We start from the raw sequence: 19,439 nt of genomic DNA, 5'->3' as shown, positions 1-19,439 counted from the left end.
GAGAAAATCAGAGAAGAAGAGAGCTCACCAGGAGACGGGCAGGCTCTTTACCGCGAAGACGGAACCCTTGAGCCGGAGCGGTACCTCATCAACCGCAACAGCCAACCGGAGGCCGGGAAACGCCTGGAGGAGAGCCGACAGACCGGCACGCAGTTCGACGCGCGCCAGGTTCTGGCCCAGGCACTGGTGGATGCCGAAGCCGAACGCCACGTGGCCCGAGGTGTCGCGATCGATGTCCAGCTGCGCAGGGCACCCGAATTTGGCCGGGTCGCGGTTGGCCGCAGGCAGCGACACCGTGACGGTGTCCCCCTTCTTGACCAGCTCACCGTCCAGCTCGATGTCCTCCAACGCAGTGCGGTACATCTCGTACTGGTTGATGGTGATGTAGCGGAGGAGCTCCTCGATGGCGGCGTCGAGCTTCGACGGGTCCGCACGGAGGGCCGCCATCTGGTCTGCGTGGTGCAGCAGGGCGAACACCCCGACGGCCAGCGCGTTCTCCGTGGTCTCGTAGCCCGCGAACAGCAGGAGGGTGACGATGTTGCACACCTCTTCGGTGGTCAACTCCCCGTCGGCGACGAGCCGGCTGATGAGGTCGTCTCCGGGCTGCTTCCGCTTTCCTTCCACGACCTCGACGATGAACGGCGTCATCTGCGCGAACGCCGCTCCGACCTCTTCCTGCGTCGAGTCCGGGTCGTGCAGGACGGCCGGCGCGTGGGCGTACCGGTCACGTTCCTCGTAGGGCAGGCCGACCATTTCGGACAACACCCTCAGGACCAGCGGCTCGGCGAAGTTCGCCACCAGGTCCACCGGACCGCCGTGCTCGCGCATCACGGCGATCTGCTCGGCGGCCACGGCCTCGACGCGCGATGTCAGCCGGCTCGCCCGACGGGCGGTGAACTCGGCCGTCAGCAGGCGCCGGTACCGGGTGTGGTTGGGCGGGTCCATGTGAATGAACATCCCCGGGATCTCCGGAGAGGAGCCGACGGCCGGCTCTCCGAAGCGCGTCACCGGGAAGTGGAAGTTCTCGAGGTTGTGGCTGAACCTCGGGTCGCTGAGGACCTTGCGCACCAGCTCGTGACTGGTGGCGATCCATCCGACGTGTCCGTCGGGGTACACCATGCGCGCGAGCGGACGTTCTTCGCGCAGGGAATCGAATATGGCAGGGGGATCGAACTGATGGGTCCGGTCCCAATGCTCCTCGAACGAAATTGCGTCGCTCATGGAATCCTTCTCAATCGAGACTGCAGATCGGAAAGGGCCGGGGTTACTGGGCCAGCTTTCCGAGAGTGTCGTACGCGTTTGCCAGGGAGGCTTCGGCCAACGGCTTGAGATGCGCCATCTGCGGTGCAGCTGCCGCCATCGTGAACTCGGCAGTCACGAAGGTCAGGTCCTCGCCGAGACCGACCGCCTCCAAAATCGCCTTCAGATAAGACCGCTGGAAGTCATGCCCCTCACGCGGTGTTCCCGGCGCGTACGAACCGCCCCTCGACAAAATCGCCACGACCGACTTTCCGCTGAGCGGACCGGACTGCCCGGGCCGGACCATGTGGGCCGGGTGAACGACACGGTCCAACCACGACTTGAGGGTCGACGGGACCGAGAGGTTGTGCATGGGAACGCCAAGAACCAGCACAGACGCCTCGAGCAGCTCATGGGTGATCGCCGCGGTGAGCTCCTGCTCCTCCACGCTCTGACCGTGGTCGCTGTCCGGGTAGACGAGGGCCTGGTGCACCGGATGCGTGATGTGAGGAACCGGCTGGGCCGCAACGTCGCGATAAACATAGCCACCACCAGGGTGGTTGTTACGCCACTCTTCAGCGAAATAGGCTGACAGCTGCCTCGATACGGATTCGGCACCGACACTCGAGTCAATGTGCAGGAGGTGTGACATGCGGACGTCCCCTTAGCGATCGGGAAATGTACGTCTACACATCCCGCGACAGTGTGCGATTCATCGCGAGGGTGCAGCCTTGATCTCTAAGGCCAGACTAGGTCGGGCCCCGACGGCAAAACATCCCTCAGCCTGGTAGGGCCGGCAGGCGGCGCCGGAGAAATGGCGAAGCTCCTGGTGAACGGTGACACGACCGAGGTCCACCGTTTCTCCAGGAGCTTCGCGTACGGCGGTGTCCGAGACGCAGCCGAGATCGCTGCGCCTCAGCCGACGCGCGCTGCCAGATCGACGGGCTGGCCGGTTTGCGCCGATGCGCGGGCCGCTTGGACGACCCGGAGCGTACGGACTCCGGCTGCGCCGTCCGGGCCGGCTCCGCGTCCCTGACCGACGGCGGCGATGAACTCGCCGAGCATGACCGCGTACAGATCGGCCCCGCCTGCTTCCCACCGTTCACCGGCCGTGGCGGCGTCGAACCCGCCGAGCAGCCGCGGGCGGGCATTGAACTCCACGCTCGCCCGGTCTCCGACGAAGCTCATCGTCGGTCCGTCCACTGCCGACGGGTGCGCTGCCACGCTCCGGCTGCAGTCGATGGATGCGACCGTCCCGCTCGGATAGCGCACCGTGACAAGTGCCGCGCTCTCGACCCCCGGTTCTCCGCCGAGGACGCTGTTCGACTGTGCGTACACCTGCTCCGCAGGCTCCCCGCCGAGCACCACGTCCACCATGTCGAGCAGGAAGGCGGCGTCGGCACCCAGCGCTCCGGCATCCTCCCGTTCCCCGGTCGCAGGGCTGTTGTACGCCCCGTGAATGGTCGTCAGCCTGCCGATGGCCGCACCGTCGGCGAGCCCTTCGCGCACGGCGGTGAAGGCCGGGCTGAAGCAGGCCGGGGACACGAGAGTCAGCTGCACCCCCGCGCCCTCACAGGCGCGCACCATGGCCTGGGCGTCCGCCTCCTCGGCTGCCAGCGGCTGCTCGCACAGCACGTGTGCCCCGGCCTCGGCCGCCCGCTCGACCAGTTCCCGGCGGCGGTCGGTCTCGCTCGTGACCACCACAGCCTCGGGGCGTAGCGCGAACACCTCGTCCCAGCTGCCCGCGTACGGCGTGTCGAGCTGCCGGGCCACGGCGTGGCCCCGAACCGGATCATCCGGCGAACCGTCAGGGTCCGCGATGACCAGGTCGACGCCGGGCATGTCGTTCAGCAGCCGGGCGTACGTCGCGGCGCGCTCGTGGGCGAACGACAACACAGCGACCTTCATGCGGCCCCCTTCACGGTCAGTTCCACGGCACGTCCGGTCCAGGCGGACTCCGCGGCGGCCTGGGTGATACGGATGGCGGCCAGCGCGTCCCGCGGCCCCAGACGAGGCTCGGGACCGCCGAGGAATCCCTGAGCGAACTCGCGGATTTCGGAGACGAACGGCTTCTCCCCGAAGTGCCCGAAGTTCGCGGCCGCATCGCCGAACACCTGGATCTCCTGCGGCCATTCGGAGTCGTAGTGCACCGTCCCGCCCGTACCCGAGACGCGGTAGGTGAGGCGGAAGGGTGGTTGCGGCGTCGCCGTCCACCGGCCCACGACCTGGCTGAGCGCGCCGCTGGCGTGGGTGAGAACGACGGTTCCGACGCCGACGGCCCCGGTCGGGGCCGGTGCGGCGATCTCGCCCTGATAAGAGGCGTGCACCCGTACGACATCTCCGAAGACCCAGTAGGCGATGTCGACGCCGTGCAGCAGCTGATCGGTCAGGATCCCGCCCGACCGCGCGGATGCGTGGCCGGTCCAGGGCCGTGGGTGGTAACCGGCGACGGTGAACCGGGCGACCGTGCCCGTGCCCAGGCCGCCTGCTGCCACCAGCTCGTGGAGCCGGGCGTACGCCGGGGCGAACCGTACGTTGTGGGTCGGATAGAGACGTACTCCGGCCTGCTCCGCCGCGGCGACGATCTCCTCCGCCTCCGCAGTGCTGGCCGCCAGAGGCTTCTCGCAGACCACCCCCACACCCGCGGCAATGGCGGTCATGGCTATGTCGTAGTGGCTGTCCGTCGGGGTGCAGATGTCCACGGCGTCCGCGCCTTCCAGCGCTTCGTCCAGGGAACCGACGGCTTTGGCGCCGAATTCGTTTGCGAGTTCCCCGGCGCGTCCGTCGGTGGAGTAGACGCGTACGGACGCCCCGACGGTGGTCCACGCGTCCAGGTGGAAGCGTGCTATCAGTCCTGCGCCGATCAGTGCTACTTCAAGTTGCCGCATGGCATCCCCAGCCCTTTTTCCCGCTGCCGACCGTCAAGTGAAGCCTTCGGATGGCGTGCTGCTGTGGACGGCCAACAGGAAGGTCCCTCCCGGCACGGCTGCCGACGCCCTGCACGTCTGAAGTCTGATCAGTCTCGCCCGCAGCGCCGGTCGGGGCCATCACCAACGTGGGTAGTCCCGGCAAGGGAGGTCCAGGCCGAGGTCGTCGACGATGCGGGCCAGCTGGTCGATCTGCTCGGGGGCCAGGAACTGGGCCTCGTCCACGATCACGTAGTCGGCCTTGCCTCCCTTGGAGAGCTGCGCGACCAGGTGCGCGTACAGGTCCATGCCCTCCGCCGCCTCGACCGCCTCGGTCACCAGACCCAGGCGCGAGGACAGCTTGCCCTCGCCCGCCCGGTCGTCCCGCGTGAAGATGACACCCTGCAGACCCCGCGCGTCACGGTTGTGGCCGATCTGGAGAGCCAAAGTCTTCTTTCTTGACCATCCACCACGTCGGCTGGGTCGGCTCCCCGAACTTGCCGGATAGACCGTTCCTCCTTGGGTGCATTCGGGACTTCGCAGAACCAGGTCAGGGCCTGATCCACCCAATGGATCAGGCCCCTCCTGTGTTTCGGATGATCGTCAGCGTGTCAGTTGACGTTGACGGCCTTCCATGCGGCCGCCACCTGCTGGTATTCGGTGCCGGTCGAGCCGTACAGGTCGGCCGTCGCCTGCAGGGTCGCGGTGCGCGCCCCTGCATAGTTGGTGGTGGACGTCATGTAGGTCGAGAGCGCCTTGTACCAGATCTTGTAGGCCTTGGTCCGCCCGATCCCGGTGACGGTGGAGCCGTCGTAGGTGGGCGAGCTGTAGGAGACGCCGTTGATCGTCTTCGCGCCGCTGCCCTCGGAGAGCAGGTAGAAGAAGTGGTTGGCGACGCCCGAGGAGTTGTGCACGTCGAGTCGGCCGACGTTCTTCGACCAGTAGTCGGCGGAGGCTCCGTCCTTGCTGGGCTTGTCCATATAACGCAGCGGCGTGCCGTCGCCGCGGATGTCGATCTTCTCGCCGATGAGGTAGTCACCGATGTCGGAGGAGTTGTTCGCGAAGAACTCCACCGAGGTGCCGAAGATGTCGCTGGTGGCCTCGTTGAGGCCGCCGGACTCGCGGCTGTAGTTCAGCTTGGCGGTGGCGGCGGTCAGCCCGTGGCTCATCTCGTGGCCGGCAACGTCCAGCGAGGTCAGCGGCTTGACGTTGTTGGCCCCGTCGCCGTACGTCATGCAGAAGCAGCTGTCGGACCAGAAGGCGTTGACGTAGGCATTGCCGTAGTGGACACGGGAATACGCGGCCTTGCCGTCACCGGCGATGCCGTTGCGGCCGAGCTCGGCCTGGTAGAAGTCCCAGGTCACGGCGGCGCCGTAGTGGGCGTCGACGGCGGCGGTCTGGCGGTTCGCCGGCAGGCCGTCACCCCACTTGTCGTCGGCGTCGGTGAAGAGCGAGCCGGTCGCGGTGGACGTCGCGCCGTTCAGGTCGTAGGTCTTGTGACCGCCGCGACCCGCGTCGGTCAGGCTGTAAGTCGATCCGCTCAGGGTGGTGCCGAGCGTGACGGAGCCGGAGTACTCGCTGGTGCCGGTTCCCGTGTCGATGGCTTCGTAGGCGTAGAGCTCGGCGCCGGTGGCGGCATCGGTGATGACGTGGCGCTCGCTGGGGGTTCCGTCGGGCTGGGTGCCGGTGACGACGGCCTCGTAGGCGAAGACCGGCGTGCCGGTCGCGGCCCAGACCACCTGGCGGGCGCCGGCGGGCGCGGCCTTCAGGGTGCGGGCGGCGGACGGGGCTATTCGCGCCTCGATGCCCTTGGTGGTGTTCCGGCTGCCGTTCTTCTTCTGATGGACGACCAGATCGCCTCCGAGGACGGGCAGGCCGGCGTAGGTGCGCTCGTAGCGGGTGTGGACCGTGCCGTCGGCGTCCTTGATCACATCGCGGGCCACGAGGCGTTCCTGGTCGGAGAGGCCGATGGCGCGCGCGGTGCCGGCCGCTTCGGTCTGCGCGTCGCTGATCGCCTGGGCGCGTGCGGTGGTCGACAGCGCGAGGGCGGTGGCTCCCGCTTCGCGCTCGGCCGCCGCGCTGGCGGAGCCGCTCTGGACGGCGAGTGCGACCATCGCCGCTGACGCGACGAGGGCGGCGGTGCGCAGCACGCGGGTCCGGCTGCGGGAGGTGGGGGATGAGGACATGCGGTGGGTCACTCGTTCTCCTTCGTTGCCGTGGGGGTGGCTGCGAGATTGCCAGGAAGGAGCGAGTGCTTGACAGGTATGCAACAAGAATTTGACCTGTTGTTGTCCGGAGAGAGAGTTCCGATGTCCGCTCAACGGTCAAAAACGGAACATTCCGCTTGGCCCCGGGAAGTTGACATCCGGGACCAAGCGGACGGCGGTCAAACGCCGGGAATCTGACGGGCCTTGAACGCGACGCGCACGGCATCCGCCGCGCTCTTGCCGTACATGCGCTCGGCGGTGGCGATCGTCGTCAGCGCCGCGTCCTGGAAGCTCGTGTCCGGAGCGAACCCGAACTGGGCGTTCACGATGACGCGGTCGGCGGTCCGGGCTCCCAGGGCGCCTCGGATGTCGAAGAGGGCACGGGACCAGATCTCACCGTCCGCGTGGACCTCGCCCACCTTGTCCGCGTAGACCTTGGTCCCGTCGACCCGGCGCAGGCAGTGCGGGGCGGCGCTGTAGGAGATCGAATCCCAGTCGGCGACGCACGCCAGGTCCGTTTGCCGCGGCCAGCCGTAGACGGTATCCGCGTGGGCACCGACCTCGACGGCCAGGTAGTCGCCGAAGGCCTCGCCTATCGCGCCGGCCTCCGGGGAGGTGCCGAAGCCGGGAACCTGTGCGTGGTGCACCGCGTGCCCGTATTCGTGGACGATCACCTCGGCGTCCTCGGCGTCGTCGACGCTTCCCTTGCCGAAGCGGATCTCGGCCTTCTTGTCGGTGAAGAAGGAGTTGTCGGCGCCGTATTGGTTGATCCGGACCGGCTGGGCCCGGTTGTTGACCCCGGGAAGTTCGCTACCGAAACCCAGGCCCTGCAGGTACTCCTGTGCCTCGTTGACCCAAAAGTAGGCCATGACCTGCTCAAACTGGTCGTCGGCACGGTTGTACCGGGCGGCGTCCGCGACATTCGCGGAGGGACCGGTCTCCGATCTGACGTACGCCCACTTCCCGGACAGCCCGCCGCTGGCGTCCAGGTTGCGCAACGCGGTCGTGGTGTAGGCCGAGGCGGGCACGGCGTCAGCGGCGTCCTTGGCGTCGGTGAGGGTCTGATCGCCCGAGGACTGCACGGGGTTGACCATGAAGACGCGGCCCTGAGGCAGGGATGCGGCGGGGGCGGGCCCGGACGCCGAGGCCGGTCCGGCCAGGGTGAACAGTGCGACGGCGGCGGTGGCCGCAGCGGTCAGGCCGCGAGGGGAACGGCGGGGCATGAACATCCTCCTGTGATGGATGTGATGTGCCGGAGATTCGTGGGTGGCACAGTGCGGACGCGATCCTTGCTCAACCGGGCAGGCTTTGACCAGGCCTTGTGCCTCGGCACCTCGCCCGCGAAGTGCCGCATCATGTCCCGCGTGCACAGTGCGGAGGAGTTCGGCGAAGCCAACAGCGGAGCAGGAAACCAGGGAGCACCGCGAGACCCGGTGGACATAGGAGACATGTCCGGAGAGGTCAGAGCGGCGCAACAGGGGGATGAGGCCGCGTTCCGGTCGCTGTTCCGGGCGGTGCAGCCGGGGCTGCTGCGCTACCTGACCGTGCTGGTCGGCGAGGAGGCCGAGGACGTGGCGTCCGAGACCTGGCTGCAGATCGCCCGTGACCTGGGGTCGTTCAGCGGGGACTTCGACGGGTTCCGCGGCTGGGTGTCGACGATCGGCCGCAACCGGGCGATGGACCTGCTGCGCCGTCGGCGCCGACGCCCGATGGCCGGCCTGCCGGTCGAGTACCTGCTCGACCGGCAGGCGCCCGAGGACACCGAGGGAACCGCGCTGGCCACGGTCGGCACCGCCGAGGCGCTTGCCCTGATCGCCAGGCTGCCCCGCGATCAGGCGGAGGCCGTACTCCTTCGGGTGGTCATGGACCTGGACGCGGACAGCGCGGCCCTGGTACTCGGCAAGCGGGCCGGTGCGGTGCGGATGGCGGCGCACCGCGGCCTGCGCAAACTCGCCAAGCTCCTCGAACAGCAGGAGGCGGATCCGACGGGAGGCACTGCGGGAAGCACTGGCGGAAGTGCTGGCGGAGGTGCTGACGAAGCGGACGTGCCGAAGCCGCGTCGAAAAAGTTTCGTACGAGGAGTGACACCGACTGCGGCTTCGCCGCTGAAGGACACGAGATGAGTACCAACCGATCCCGCCGGATCGACCGCGACACGGCCGAGCAGCTGCTTTTGGACGGCGCCAGGGCCGGCTCCGTACCCGGCCATGACGCCCTCGCGGGACTGCTCGCTGCCGTATCCGCCCCTGCGGCGAGCCGCGAACTGTCCGGCGAGGAGGAGGCCGTGGCCGTGTTCCGGGCAGCCCGTCTCACCCGTGCCCCCGCCCACGTCCCCGTCTCCGCCTCCGCCTCCGCCTCCGACCCGACGTCCCGAAGGCGATCCATGCTCACGCCGGCGATGCTCCTGAGCGCGAAGGTCGCGGCTGCCGTACTGGCCGCCGCTCTCGGCGGTGTCGCCGTCGCCGCCGGCACGGGCAATCTGCCCGCCGCCCTGGGCAGCGGGCCCGCGAGCAGCGGCCCGGCTCCCTCCGCCGCGGCCACGGCCGGGGAACCGGGGGAAGCACCCCCGGGGACGCTTGCCCGTTCGTCGACGGCAGTTCCTCCCGATCTGGCCGAACTCTGCCGCGCCTACGCCGAGGACGGCGGACCGCGGCCCGCCGAGGTGCTGGCCGAGCGCCGTTTCGCCCCACTTGTCGCGGCAGCGGGAGGGCAGGCCGCGGTCCCGGGATACTGCGGGCCCGTCCTGGGCGGCCAGGGCGAAGTGCGCGACAGCTCGCCGACCGCGCAGCCGACGGACAGCCCGCGCGGCGCCACCCCTGCTCAGCCCGGCAGACGGGACGCGAGCAGACGGCCCGACAGTCCGGGAGCGACTCGCGCCCCGGGCGCCGAGAGAGGCCACCCGACCCGCCCCCCGAAGACCTCCCCGTCCCCGCCCCGCGATGACGCCCCGACCGACGGCGCACCCCGTACGGCCGGCTCGGCGGCGACCGTACCGGCGGCGATCCTGTCGGGCGGCCCGGTCGTCGAAGGAGCCGCCGGGCGGACGGCCGGTCCCGCACCCCGCACGATCGCTCTGACCTTCGATGACGGGCCCGACCCCGTCTGGACCCCGAAGATCCTGGACGTCCTGCGCCGCAACCAGGTGCGGGCCACGTTCTTCACCGTCGGCGCACAGGTGTCCGCCCATCCCGAACTGGCCCGGCAGATCATCGCGGACGGACACCAGATCGGCGTCCACACCTTCACCCACACCAACCTCGGCGCCGCCTCCGCCTGGCGGCGCTCCCTGGAACTGCGCGAGAGCCGGCTGGCCATCGCCGGCGCCACCGGAGTCACCAGCCCGTTGCTGCGCCCGCCCTACTCATCGACCAACGAGGCGCTGAATGACGCCGACTGGGCCACGGTCGTCCAGGCAGGGCAAGAGGGCTACCTCACCGTCCTCACCACGCAGGACAGCGAGGACTGGCGACGCCCGGGCGTCGCCGAGATCGTCGCCAACTCCACCCCCAGGGGCACGGACGGCCAGGTACTGCTCATGCAGGACGCGGGCGGCGACCGATCGCAGACCGTCGCGGCCTTGGAGCAGCTCGTCCCGAACCTCAAGGCAGCGGGCTTCACCTTCGCCACGGTCAGCGACGCGGTCGCCCTGCCCACGCCCGTGCGACCGGCCACGACCGTCGACCGGTGGCAGGGAATCGCCCTCATCGACGCGCTGCGCGCCAGCGACTGGGTCCTCGAAGCGCTCTCCTGGCTGCTGTGGGCGGCCGGCGCGATCAGCGTGCTGCGCGCCGTGGCGGTGTTCGTCGCCGCCCGCCGTCATGTACGGACGCGCCGAAGGCCCTGGGGCCGGCCGGTCACCGAACCGGTCAGCATCATCGTCCCCGCCTACAACGAGAGCGCCGGCATCGAAGCCGCCGTCCGCTCCCTGCTGGCATCGGACCACCCGGTGGAGATCATCGTGGTCGACGACGGCTCCACCGACGGCACCGCCGACATCGTCGAGGCCCTCCACCTGCCGGGCGTGCGTGTCATCCGCCAGCAGAACGCCGGGAAATCCGCCGCGCTCAACACCGGCATCGCCGCCGCTTCTTTCGACCTGCTCGTCATGGTCGACGGCGACACCGTCTTCGAGCCGGACGCCGTACGCATGATCGTCCAGCCCTTCGCCCACCGACGCGTCGGCGCCTTGTCGGGCAACGCCAAGGTCGTCAACCGCGGCGGCCTGCTCGGCCGCTGGCAGCACATCGAGTACGTCGTCGGCTTCAACCTGGACCGACGCCTCTTCGACCTCGCCGAATGCATGCCCACCGTGCCCGGCGCGGCCGGCGCGTTCCGACGCGAAGCCGTCCTGCGCGTCGGCGGCGTCAGCGACACCACCCTCGCCGAGGACACCGACCTCACCATGTCACTGTGCCGCGACGGCTGGCGTGTCGTCTAAGAGGAACGCGCCATCGCCTGGACCGAGGCTCCCGCCTCGCTCGGCGCACTGTGGAAGCAGCGCTACCGCTGGTGCTACGGCACCCTCCAGGCGATGTGGAAGCACCGAAGCGCCCTGACCCAGCGGGGCCAGGCCGGAAAACTCGGCCGCCGCGGACTGCTCTACCTGCTCATGTTCCAGGTCCTGCTGCCGCTGCTCGCCCCCGTCGTGGACATCATCGCCGTCTTCGGCCTGATCTTCCTCGACCCGGTCCGCATCCTCGGCCTGTGGAGCGCCTTCCTCCTCCTCCAGGTCCTGATGGGCCTCTACGCCTTCCACCTCGACGAGGAACGTCCCGGAGCGCTGTGGAGCCTGCCGCTCCAGCAGTTCGTCTACCGCCAGCTGATGTATCTGGTCGTCATCCAGTCCGTGTTCACCGCCATCGCCGGATCGCGCCTGCGCTGGCAGCGGATGGAGCGCTACGGCAGCCTCCAGATCCCCTCCCCCGCGCCCGCACCGCAGCCGCCCGGCCCGGTACCCGCCCAGCCCTGGCCTGGCCACAGGAGGTCCACCACGTATCGCCGTGGCCGCCGCGCTGATCCGCCGCCCGTCCCGAACGGTCAGGCGTGGTTGACGGGGAGGACGTCCGGGGAGAGAGCGCCGGCATGGGCCGCGGCCGAGGTCATCCGCTTGCGGTGGTGGCGGCGGCAGAGGACCTCGTAACCGATCTCCTCCGCCGGGCGGTTCACGTCGCCGACCACGACCTGGGCGCCCTCGACCACCATCTCGCCGTCTATCGTGCGCGCGTTGTGGGTGGCACGGGCCCCGCACCAGCACAGGGCCTCGACCTGGAGCTGCTCCAAGCGGTCCGCGAGCTCGATCAGTCGCTGCGAGCCGGGGAAGAGCTTCGTGCGGAAGTCCGTCGTGATGCCGAAGGCGAAGACGTCCAGGCCGAGGTCGTCCACGATCCGGGCCAACTGGTCGATCTGCTCCGGCGCCAGGAACTGGGCCTCGTCCACGATCACATAGTCCGCCTTGCCGCCCTGCGACAGTTGGGCGACCAGGTACGCGTACAGGTCCATGCCCTCCGGTGCTTCGACCGCCTCCGTCACCAGGCCGAGCCGGGACGACAGCTTGCCCTCGCCCGCCCGGTCGTCACGGGTGAAGATCACGCCCTGGAGTCCCCGCGCGTCGCGGTTGTGCGCGATCTGGAGCGCCAGAGTGCTCTTTCCGCAGTCCATCGTTCCGGAGAAGAACACCAGCTCGGGCATGGGAAGTACGGGACCTTTCGGGTCGTGGGCGGCAGGCAGGGGCGGAGGAGGAAAGGGTCGGTCAGGTGCGGATCTCGAGCAGCGGGACGAGCTGCTCGGCGGCGGTCATGGAGCCGTGCATGCCGACGAGGGCGGACTCGTTGGGCTCCTTGCGCGAGGCGGTGATGGCCACATCGGCCTGGGCGGCCGCGACCACGTCGCCGATCCGGCCGAGCACGCGCTCGTCGCACTCCCCCGGCGCGCCGAACCAGCCCAGTTCCAGGGCCTCTTCACGGCTCGCGATCCAGAACCGGTCGCCCAGCACCTCGCGCCACACCGTCAGGACGTCGGCCTCGGCGCCCGGTACGGCGTACACGTGCCGGGCCCGGCCCTCGCCGCCGAGCAGGGCCACGCCCGCGCCCAGCTCCCAGTCCTCGTCGAAGTCGATCCGGGAGTCCTCGTCGAAGGGGACGTCCACCATGCCGTGGTCGGCGGTCACGTACAGCGCGGTGCGCGGCGGGAGTTGCTCGGCGAGCCGCTGCACCAGCCGGTCGACGTACATCAGCTGGCCGCGCCAGGCGTCGGAGTTCACGCCGTGCCGGTGGCCGGCCCCGTCGAGCTCGCTGAAGTACGTGTACACGAGCGAGCGGTCGCCGGCCGCGAGGCGCTCGGCCGCGAGGTCCATCCGCTCCTCGCCGGTCATCCGGCCGAGGAAGGTGCCGCCGCTCAGCGCGATCTTGGTGAGCGGGGTGGTCTGGAAGGCGGGCGAGGACACCTGGGCTGTGGCCACCCCCGCCTTGTCGGCCTGCTGGAAGACGGTCGGGTATGGCTGCCAGGGCTTCGGCTGGGTCCAGGGGTACCAGCGGAGCTGGTTCATCAGCTCGCCGGTGGCCGGATTGCGCACGGCGTAGCCGGGCAGGCCGTGCCGCGCCGGCGGCAGGCCGGTGCCTACGGAGGCCAGCGAGGTGGCGGTGGTCGCCGGGAAGCCTGCCGTTATCGGCCGACCGGTGCCGCCTCGCGAGCTGCCGAGGAGGGAGGTCAGGTACGGGGCCTCGTCCGGGTGGGCCTTGATCTGCTCCCAGCCCATGCCGTCGACCAGGAACACGCAGTTCCGGTCGGCCGGGGTCAGCTCGGCGATGGCGGCGGTGAACCCGGGTACGCTCTGGCCGGCCACGAGGGTCGGCAGCAGGTCGGCGAGCGAGCCGGTGCCGTACTCCGGCACGGGGGCGCCGGCCAGGTCCAGCAGCTCCGGCTCGTCCCAGTTCGACGGTGCGGAGTAGGCCATCAGCGGGCGGAGGCGGAAGTTGCCGCGGTGGCTTCGCTGAGTGCCTGCGCGAAGACGAGGGTCTGGCGGACCGCCTCCGGGCCGTCGCCGGCCTCGCTCACGCGCAGGCTGAGGTCGTCGGCGGTGGAGTTGCCGGTGTAGCCGTGGTCGGAGTCGCAGTTCGGGTCGCCGCAGGCGGCGGGCTCCAGGTCGATCCGCGAGACCGCGCCCCAGCCGATGGTCAGGACGACCTCGCGGGGCAGGGTGCCGGGGGTGTACGACTCGGGGTTGGCGACGACGCGGCTGAGCACCACGGAGGAGATCGCGCCGATCTTGACCGACTCGGTGGAGGTGGTCGCGTACGGGGACGGGGATCCGGCGTCGGCGGCCTGCTCGTCGGTGTGGCTCACGATGAAGCGGTTGCCGGTCAGGACCAGGACGGTGACGTGCCGGCGCACCTCGTTGGAGTCGAAGGTCGTCTCCTGGTGGACCAGGTACGACGAGATCGGCTCGCCGCCCACCGCGGCCTCCACGGCCTCGGCCACGAGGGCCGGGTAGTAGCCGCTGCGCTCGATCGCCGTGCGCAGCCCCTGGGTCGTCGTACCGGATTTCGCCATGAGGTCCATCCTAAGGCCCGTACGGGGCACCCCGGGCGCCCAAGGGCCTGTCTTCCGGACCGGGCCGGACCCGCTCAGTAGCTGGGGAGTGTCCGGGGGCCGAGATCGGTGCGGGCGGGCGGGTGGGCCACCCGGACCGTGGCGCTGAGCACGGAGAGGCCCTCGGTGGCGACGACGACGGGCTCGAGGGTGACTCCCACCACTTCGGGGTGGTCGTCCACGAGCCGGGACAGCCGGAGCAGGAGCTCCTCGAGGGCCGGGGTGTCGACGGGGTCGCTGCCGCGCCAGCCGAAGAGGAGGGGAGCGGTCCGGATGGACCGGATCAGGCCGGCGGCATCCCGCTCGGTGGCCGGGACGAGCCGGTGGGCGGTGTCGCCGAGCAGCTCGGAGGCGACGCCGGCGAGCCCGAAGGAGAGGACGGCGCCGGCGGCGGGGTCGATGACGGACCGCACGACGGTGTCGACCCCGCGGGGCACCATGGCCTGGACGACGGGGAGCAGCTCGCCGGGCGTCCCGAGGAGGTCGGTGAGCTCCTCGTGCGAACGGCGCAGGTCGGCCTCGGTCGCGAGGTCGAGGCGTACGCCGCCGAGGTCCGCGCGGTGGCGCAGGTGCGGGGCGGTGGTCTTGAGGGCGACCGGGTAGCCGAGGGCCCGGGCGGCCCTGACCGCGTCGTCCGCGGTGGGCGCGGGCAGGGTGGGGAGCACCCGGATCCCGTACCGGGCGAGCAGTGCGACGGCGTCGGCCTCGGTGAGGGTGAGGACGGCGTCGCCGGCGTCGGCCAGGAGGCCGGCGAGCTGGGCGGCGGCTCCGGCCTCGTCGATGTCCTCGTACTCGGGCACCTGCCCGGCCTCGGCGTTGGCCCGCCGCCACTGCCCGTACCGGACGGCCTCGGCGACGGCCCGTACGGCCCGCTCGGCTGCCGGATACGCCGGAATCCGCACGTCCGTTCCGGCCCCGCCGATGTTCGAGGCACGGAGGCGGGGGGACAGAGCCCCCGGAAGCGGCGCCGCACCCAGGCCCGCCGGGGAGAGGGCGTCGACGAGCTCCGCCAGCTCCACGTGGACCACGGCCACCGGCTTGCCGGGGTGCCCGGCCACCGCACCCCGAAGGGCCTCGGCCAGGTCGTCCTGCGGCTCCTGCTCGTTCACCCACGGAATCACGGTGACGATCACCGCATCGTTCTCGGCGGAGGCCAGCGCCGTGCCCAGCGCCTCCCGGAAGTCCTCCGGCGTCGCCGCCGTGGTCAGGTCCAGCGGGGCCCCCGGCCGCAGCCTCTGCGTGAGGCAGGCGTCGTAGGTGAGGACACCCAGCGACTCCGAGTTCCCGAGGATCGCCACGCGCGGCCCGGCCGGCAGCGGCTGCGAGGCCAGCAGCAGCCCGACGTCCACCAGCTCCGTCACGGTGTCGACGCGGATCACACCGGCCTGCCGCAGCAGCGCCGAGACCGTGGCGTCCGGGAGCCTGGTCCCGGGGACCACGTGCCCGGCCGGGGTGTGGCGGCCGCCCTTCGCGACGACCACCGGCTTCACGGCTGCCGTCCGCCGCGCGAGCCGCGTGAACTTCCGTGGGTTGCCCAGGGTTTCGAGGTACATCAGCGCGACGTCGGTGGCCTCGTCCTCGTACCAGTACTGCAGGATGTCGTTGCCGGAGACGTCCGCCCGGTTGCCCGCCGAGACGAAGGACGACAGGCCCTCGCCGCGCCGCAGCAGTGCGGAGAGCAGCGAGATGCCGATCGCCCCGGACTGGGTGAACAGCCCGATGCGGCCCCGGATCGGCGCGGGCGCCGGGGTCAGGGAGGCGTTGAGCCCGACCTCCGGCGCGGTGTTGATCACGCCGTACGCATTCGGCCCGATCAGCCGCATCCCGTACGAGCGCACCTGGCGCACCAGTTCGCGCTGCCGGTCGAGCCCGGCCGCGCCGCTCTCCCCGTAGCCGGCGGAGAGCACCACCAGCCCCTGCACCCCGTGCTCCCCGCACGCGGCCACGGCCTCGGGGACGCGCTCGGCGGGGACCGCGATCACCGCGAGGTCGACCGGGGAGTCGATGTCGCCGAGCGCGCGGTAGGCCCGTACGCCGTCCAGCAGGTCGGTGGTGACGGCCTCGTTCACGGCGTAGAGGTGGCCTTGGAAGCCGCCGTCGCGCAGGTTCCGCAGGGCTGCCGCGCCGACTCCCCCGCCGGAGCGGCTGACTCCGATCACCGCCACCGAGCCGGGGGCGAGCAGCCGCTGCACGGAGCGGGCCTCGGCGCGCTGCTCGCGGGCGCGCTGCACGGCCAGGGACTCGGCGGTGGGTTCGAGGTCGAGGGTGAGGTGGACGGAGCCGTCCTCGAAGCTGCGCTTCTGCTGGTAGCCGACGTCGGTGAAGACCTTGATCATCTTGCTGTTGGCGGGCAGCACCTCGGCCGCGAACCGGCGGATGCCCCGCTCGCGGGCGACCGCGCCGATGTGTTCGAGGAGCGCGGAGGCGACCCCGCGGCCCTGGTGGGCGTCCTGGACGAGGAAGGCCACCTCGGCCTCGTCGGCGGGGGCGGAGGCGGGCCGGCCGTCGGGGCCGATCCGGTCGTAGCGGACGGTGCCGATGAACTCTTCGCCGATGGTCGCCGCGAGGCCGACCCGGTCCACGTAGTCGTGGTGCGTGAAGCGGTGCACGTCGCGGTCGGACAGCCGGGGGTGGGGCGCGAAGAAGCGGTAGTACTTCGACTCGTCGGAGACCTGCTCGTAGAAGCTGACCAGCCGGCCCGCATCCTCCGTGGTGATGGGCCTGATCCGGGCGGTGCCGCCGTCGCGCAGGACGACGTCCGCTTCCCAGTGGGCCGGGTACGAGGGGTCCGACGCGGTGGTCATGCGGCGATCTTAAGGCCAGGACCGGCCGGACAGCCCCTGCGCGGCGCGCGAGGCAAGCAGGGGCAAATGAGTGCAAGCTGGGGTAGGTCGAACGGCGGAGGATCCGGGTCGAAGGTCGGTCGGAGCATTCGAGGCGTCGTGAGAGACTGGTCTAGACAACCGTTGGAACCCTGAAGGGCATCACCATGGCAGAGCGCCGAGTCAACGTCGGCTGGGCCGAGGGCCTGCACGCTCGTCCCGCCTCGATCTTCGTCCGCGCGACGACCGCTTCCGGCGTCCCGGTGACCATCTCGAAGGCCGACGGGAACCCCGTCAACGCCGCGTCCATGCTCGCGGTGCTGGGCCTGGGCGCCCAGGGCGGCGAGGAGATCGTCCTCGCGTCCGACGCCGAGGGTGCCGAGGCGGCGCTGGACCGCCTCGCGAAGCTGGTCGCCGAGGGTCTCGAGGAGCTCCCCGAGACCGTCTGACCCTTCGGGTTCGCCCCCGGGCATGCGACGAAGCCGCGGCCGCCGGAATTCCGGAGGCCGCGGCTTCGTCGTTGTCGGGAATTTCATCGTCCGCGCCGGGCGAGCGCGAATGCACCGCCAATGCACCGTGAATTAAGCCGCCGCCTCCACATTAATACGCGCTATTTGTTAATGCGGACCGCCCGCCATGTTTACGGCACGTTGCGAAGTCCTCACGCGCAGCCGGTGCGCCCCGGCCGCCCGGTCCGCATGGATCGCCATGAGCGCCCGCGCCCGCTCGGCGTCCCCGCGCGCCACCGCGTCCACGATCGCCCCGTGCTCCGCCCAGGACTCCACGGGCCGGGCCGGCGCCTCCACGGCGTACATCCACGCGATCTTGTGCCGCATCTGCGTGAGCAGCGCGATGAGCCCGGGGCTGCCGGAGGCCTGGGCGAGGGTCTCGTGGAACCAGCCTCCCAGGGATCGCAGGTCCTCCCCCTGGCCCCGCCTGGCCCGCTCCTGGCCCAGCCTGACCAGCCCGCGCAGCACCTTGAGGTGGGCCTCGGTGCGCCGGCGGGCGGCCCGGGCCGCCGCCAGCGGCTCGATCAGCATCCGCAGTTCCAGGAGGTCGGCCGCCTCCTGCTCGGTGGGCTCGGCGACGCAGGCACCCGCATGCCGCCGGGTGGTGACGAAGCCCTCGGACTCCAGGGTCCGCAGCGCCTCGCGGACCGGGACGCGGGAGACCCCGTACCGGCGGGCCAGCAGCTCCTCGGTCAGCCGGCCGCCCGGCTCGAAGACTCCGGAGACGATGTCGTCGCGGATTGCCGTGCATACCGCGTGCGCAGGAATACGCAAGTCCGGACCTCCGTCTATTTCCGACTGCCGACGCCATTGCCGCGATCGTGCTGGGATCGTGCTGGGATCGTGCTGGGATCGTGCTGGGATCGTGCTGGGATCGTGCTGGGATCGTACTGGGACTCTATTGCAACACGCGATGTTTTCCGAGCGCGGACGGAAATCACGAATATTTACAGCCACAATGCGGCCGCTTGCGGCCACAACGCGAAGACCCCGGCTCGGGGAGCCGGGGCCTTCGGTGAAGTGCTGCGGGTCAGACGTCGACGCCGTGGTTGCGCAGGTACGCGACCGGGTCGATGTCCGAGCCGTACTGGGCGCCGGTGCGGGCCTCGAAGTGCAGGTGCGGGCCGCTGGAGTTGCCGGTGGAGCCCGACAGGCCGATCTGCTGGCCCGGGGTGACCTGCTCGCCGACGGAGACGCTCAGCGAGGTCATGTGGCCGTACTGGGTGTAGGTGCCGTCGTTGTGCTTGATGACGACGTTGTTGCCGTACGCCCCGCCCCAGCCGGCCTCGACCACGGTGCCGGAGCCCACCGCGTGCACCGAGGTGCCGGAGGCCGCGTGGAAGTCGATGCCGGTGTGGCTGCCGGAGGACCACATGCCGCCGCCCGCGTGCCACTGGGTGCTGATGTAGGAGCCGTCGACGGGGGCGACGAAGGTGTTGAGGCGCTTGCGCTCCTCCTCGCGGGCGGCGCGCTCGGCGGCCTCGCGCTCGGCCTTCGCCTTCTCCTCGGCCTTCTGCTTGGCCTCGGCGGCGCGCGCCGCAGCGTCGGCCTCCGCCTTCGCCTTGGCGGCCGCGGCCTCTGCCGCGTGCTCCTGGGCCTCGGCCTGGGCCTCGATCTGGATCGGAAGGTCCTCGGCCGTCACGACGGCGGTCAGGCCGGTGTCCTCCATGGAGGGGGCCTTGTCCGACGCGGCGAACGCCGGGCCTGCGAGGGAGCCGACGACACCGGTGGTGGCGAGGGCGGCGATGCCGGCGTAGCCGGCGGTCTTGCGGCTCAGACGACTGGAACCACGGTGCTTACCGGCGGCACGACTGCCAAACGCCATGAAGGGGCTGATCCTTTCCTTCCTTCTCGCCTACCGGGTTAGCTGACGGGTTCGGAGCAGGAAGGTCTCCTACGGGCCCCCTCTGGCGAGGCGGTCCGATTCACCCCAGGGACACATGTGGGTCCCCGGCTCCCCAGGCTCGCGCCTGACGGGGACTCGGCGATCGCTGCCCGGTGCCGCGGATGCGGCGCGTACAACTGACGGACAGCACGGCCGACGCTAGGCGGATCATCAGTCAATCGCCAAACAGACACGCCTTTTTGTTGCGTACGCCACACCGCATACAAGCAACCTCTCCACTAAACAGACAAAAGGGGCTCCGGTGGACAAGCCACTGGAGCCCC

General features: G+C 70.5%; 16 protein-coding genes, 1 pseudogene and 1 riboswitch. Of the genes and pseudogenes, 4 read left to right on the top strand and 13 right to left on the bottom strand.

The annotated features are described in order from the left end of the window. Positions 1–24 precede the first annotated feature (24 nt). From AB0M76_RS19575 to AB0M76_RS19545, 7 genes and pseudogenes are all read right to left on the bottom strand, one after another. Positions 25–1,221, bottom strand: a complete 1,197-nt coding sequence (locus AB0M76_RS19575) for a cytochrome P450 (protein ID WP_365954023.1) — start codon at positions 1,219–1,221, stop codon at positions 25–27. Between the two features lie 43 nt (positions 1,222–1,264). After that, positions 1,265–1,891 carry an NAD(P)H-dependent oxidoreductase gene (locus AB0M76_RS19570; protein ID WP_365954021.1) on the bottom strand — a complete coding sequence of 209 codons (627 nt, stop codon included), beginning with the start codon at positions 1,889–1,891 and terminating at the stop codon, positions 1,265–1,267. A 263-nt stretch (positions 1,892–2,154) separates the two neighbouring features. Further along, entirely contained in the window at positions 2,155–3,147 is a 993-nt protein-coding gene (locus tag AB0M76_RS19565) for a Gfo/Idh/MocA family oxidoreductase (protein WP_365954020.1), read from the bottom strand. Next, positions 3,144–4,127 carry a Gfo/Idh/MocA family oxidoreductase gene (locus tag AB0M76_RS19560; RefSeq protein WP_365954019.1) on the bottom strand — a complete coding sequence of 328 codons (984 nt, stop codon included), beginning with the start codon at positions 4,125–4,127 and terminating at the stop codon, positions 3,144–3,146. The genes AB0M76_RS19565 and AB0M76_RS19560 overlap by 4 nt, the downstream gene beginning before the upstream one ends. Positions 4,128–4,313: 186 nt before the next feature. Beyond that, positions 4,314–4,592 (bottom strand): annotated as a pseudogene (locus AB0M76_RS19555) (thymidine kinase); the annotation flags it as partial. A 164-nt stretch (positions 4,593–4,756) separates the two neighbouring features. After that, positions 4,757–6,331 carry a M4 family metallopeptidase gene (locus tag AB0M76_RS19550; protein ID WP_365954156.1) on the bottom strand — a complete coding sequence of 525 codons (1,575 nt, stop codon included), beginning with the start codon at positions 6,329–6,331 and terminating at the stop codon, positions 4,757–4,759. A 200-nt stretch (positions 6,332–6,531) separates the two neighbouring features. Continuing rightward, positions 6,532–7,575 (bottom strand): M4 family metallopeptidase, encoded by a 1,044-nt coding sequence (locus AB0M76_RS19545; RefSeq protein WP_365954018.1) that lies wholly within the window; start codon positions 7,573–7,575, stop codon positions 6,532–6,534. Positions 7,576–7,800: 225 nt separating this feature from the next. On the opposite strand from AB0M76_RS19545, the gene AB0M76_RS19540 reads away from it, so the two are divergent. From AB0M76_RS19540 to AB0M76_RS19530, 3 genes are all read left to right on the top strand, one after another. Further along, positions 7,801–8,475, top strand: coding sequence for an RNA polymerase sigma factor (locus tag AB0M76_RS19540; RefSeq protein ID WP_365954155.1), 675 nt, complete (start codon positions 7,801–7,803; stop codon positions 8,473–8,475). Next, the gene (locus AB0M76_RS19535) at positions 8,472–10,790 is read left to right on the top strand and encodes a glycosyltransferase (protein ID WP_365954017.1); all 2,319 of its coding nucleotides are present in this window, start codon (positions 8,472–8,474) and stop codon (positions 10,788–10,790) included. The genes AB0M76_RS19540 and AB0M76_RS19535 overlap by 4 nt, the downstream gene beginning before the upstream one ends. A gap of 93 nt (positions 10,791–10,883) precedes the next feature. After that, positions 10,884–11,492, top strand: a complete 609-nt coding sequence (locus AB0M76_RS19530; protein WP_365954016.1) for a hypothetical protein — start codon at positions 10,884–10,886, stop codon at positions 11,490–11,492. On the opposite strand, the gene AB0M76_RS19525 is transcribed toward AB0M76_RS19530, so the two are convergent. The 4 genes from AB0M76_RS19525 to AB0M76_RS19510 all read right to left on the bottom strand — a co-directional run bounded on the left by AB0M76_RS19525 (position 11,390) and on the right by AB0M76_RS19510 (position 16,743). Further along, a complete protein-coding gene (locus AB0M76_RS19525; RefSeq protein WP_365954015.1) occupies positions 11,390–12,040 on the bottom strand; it encodes a thymidine kinase in 651 nt (216 codons plus the stop codon). The two genes, AB0M76_RS19530 and AB0M76_RS19525, sit on opposite strands and share 103 nt — an antisense overlap. Before the next feature lie 61 nt (positions 12,041–12,101). Continuing rightward, on the bottom strand, positions 12,102–13,304 hold the full coding sequence (locus AB0M76_RS19520; RefSeq protein ID WP_365954014.1) for a nucleotide pyrophosphatase/phosphodiesterase family protein: 1,203 nt from the start codon (positions 13,302–13,304) through the stop codon (positions 12,102–12,104). Beyond that, on the bottom strand, positions 13,304–13,900 hold the full coding sequence (locus AB0M76_RS19515) for a DUF5998 family protein (RefSeq protein WP_030301465.1): 597 nt from the start codon (positions 13,898–13,900) through the stop codon (positions 13,304–13,306). Before AB0M76_RS19515 ends, AB0M76_RS19520 begins: the two co-directional genes overlap by 1 nt. A 74-nt stretch (positions 13,901–13,974) precedes the next feature. Further along, entirely contained in the window at positions 13,975–16,743 is a 2,769-nt protein-coding gene (locus AB0M76_RS19510) for a GNAT family N-acetyltransferase (protein ID WP_365954013.1), read from the bottom strand. A gap of 185 nt (positions 16,744–16,928) precedes the next feature. Between AB0M76_RS19510 and AB0M76_RS19505 the strand changes: the two genes are divergently transcribed. Further along, a complete protein-coding gene (locus tag AB0M76_RS19505) occupies positions 16,929–17,210 on the top strand; it encodes an HPr family phosphocarrier protein (RefSeq protein WP_365954012.1) in 282 nt (93 codons plus the stop codon). A 168-nt stretch (positions 17,211–17,378) separates the two neighbouring features. On the opposite strand, the gene AB0M76_RS19500 is transcribed toward AB0M76_RS19505, so the two are convergent. Together AB0M76_RS19500 and AB0M76_RS19495 are read right to left on the bottom strand one after the other, a co-directional pair. Continuing rightward, entirely contained in the window at positions 17,379–18,044 is a 666-nt protein-coding gene (locus AB0M76_RS19500; RefSeq protein WP_365954011.1) for a GntR family transcriptional regulator, read from the bottom strand. Between the two features lie 256 nt (positions 18,045–18,300). Then, positions 18,301–19,095, bottom strand: coding sequence for a M23 family metallopeptidase (locus AB0M76_RS19495; RefSeq protein WP_365954010.1), 795 nt, complete (start codon positions 19,093–19,095; stop codon positions 18,301–18,303). A 13-nt stretch (positions 19,096–19,108) separates the two neighbouring features. After that, a riboswitch (cyclic di-AMP (ydaO/yuaA leader) is annotated at positions 19,109–19,267 on the bottom strand. Positions 19,268–19,439 lie beyond the last annotated feature (172 nt).

This window comes from Streptomyces sp. NPDC051364 (assembly GCF_040682115.1).
GTDB lineage: Bacteria > Actinomycetota > Actinomycetes > Streptomycetales > Streptomycetaceae > Streptomyces.
Note: the sequence above shows the minus strand (reverse complement) of the source record. Positions and strands in the feature narration are given on the sequence as shown.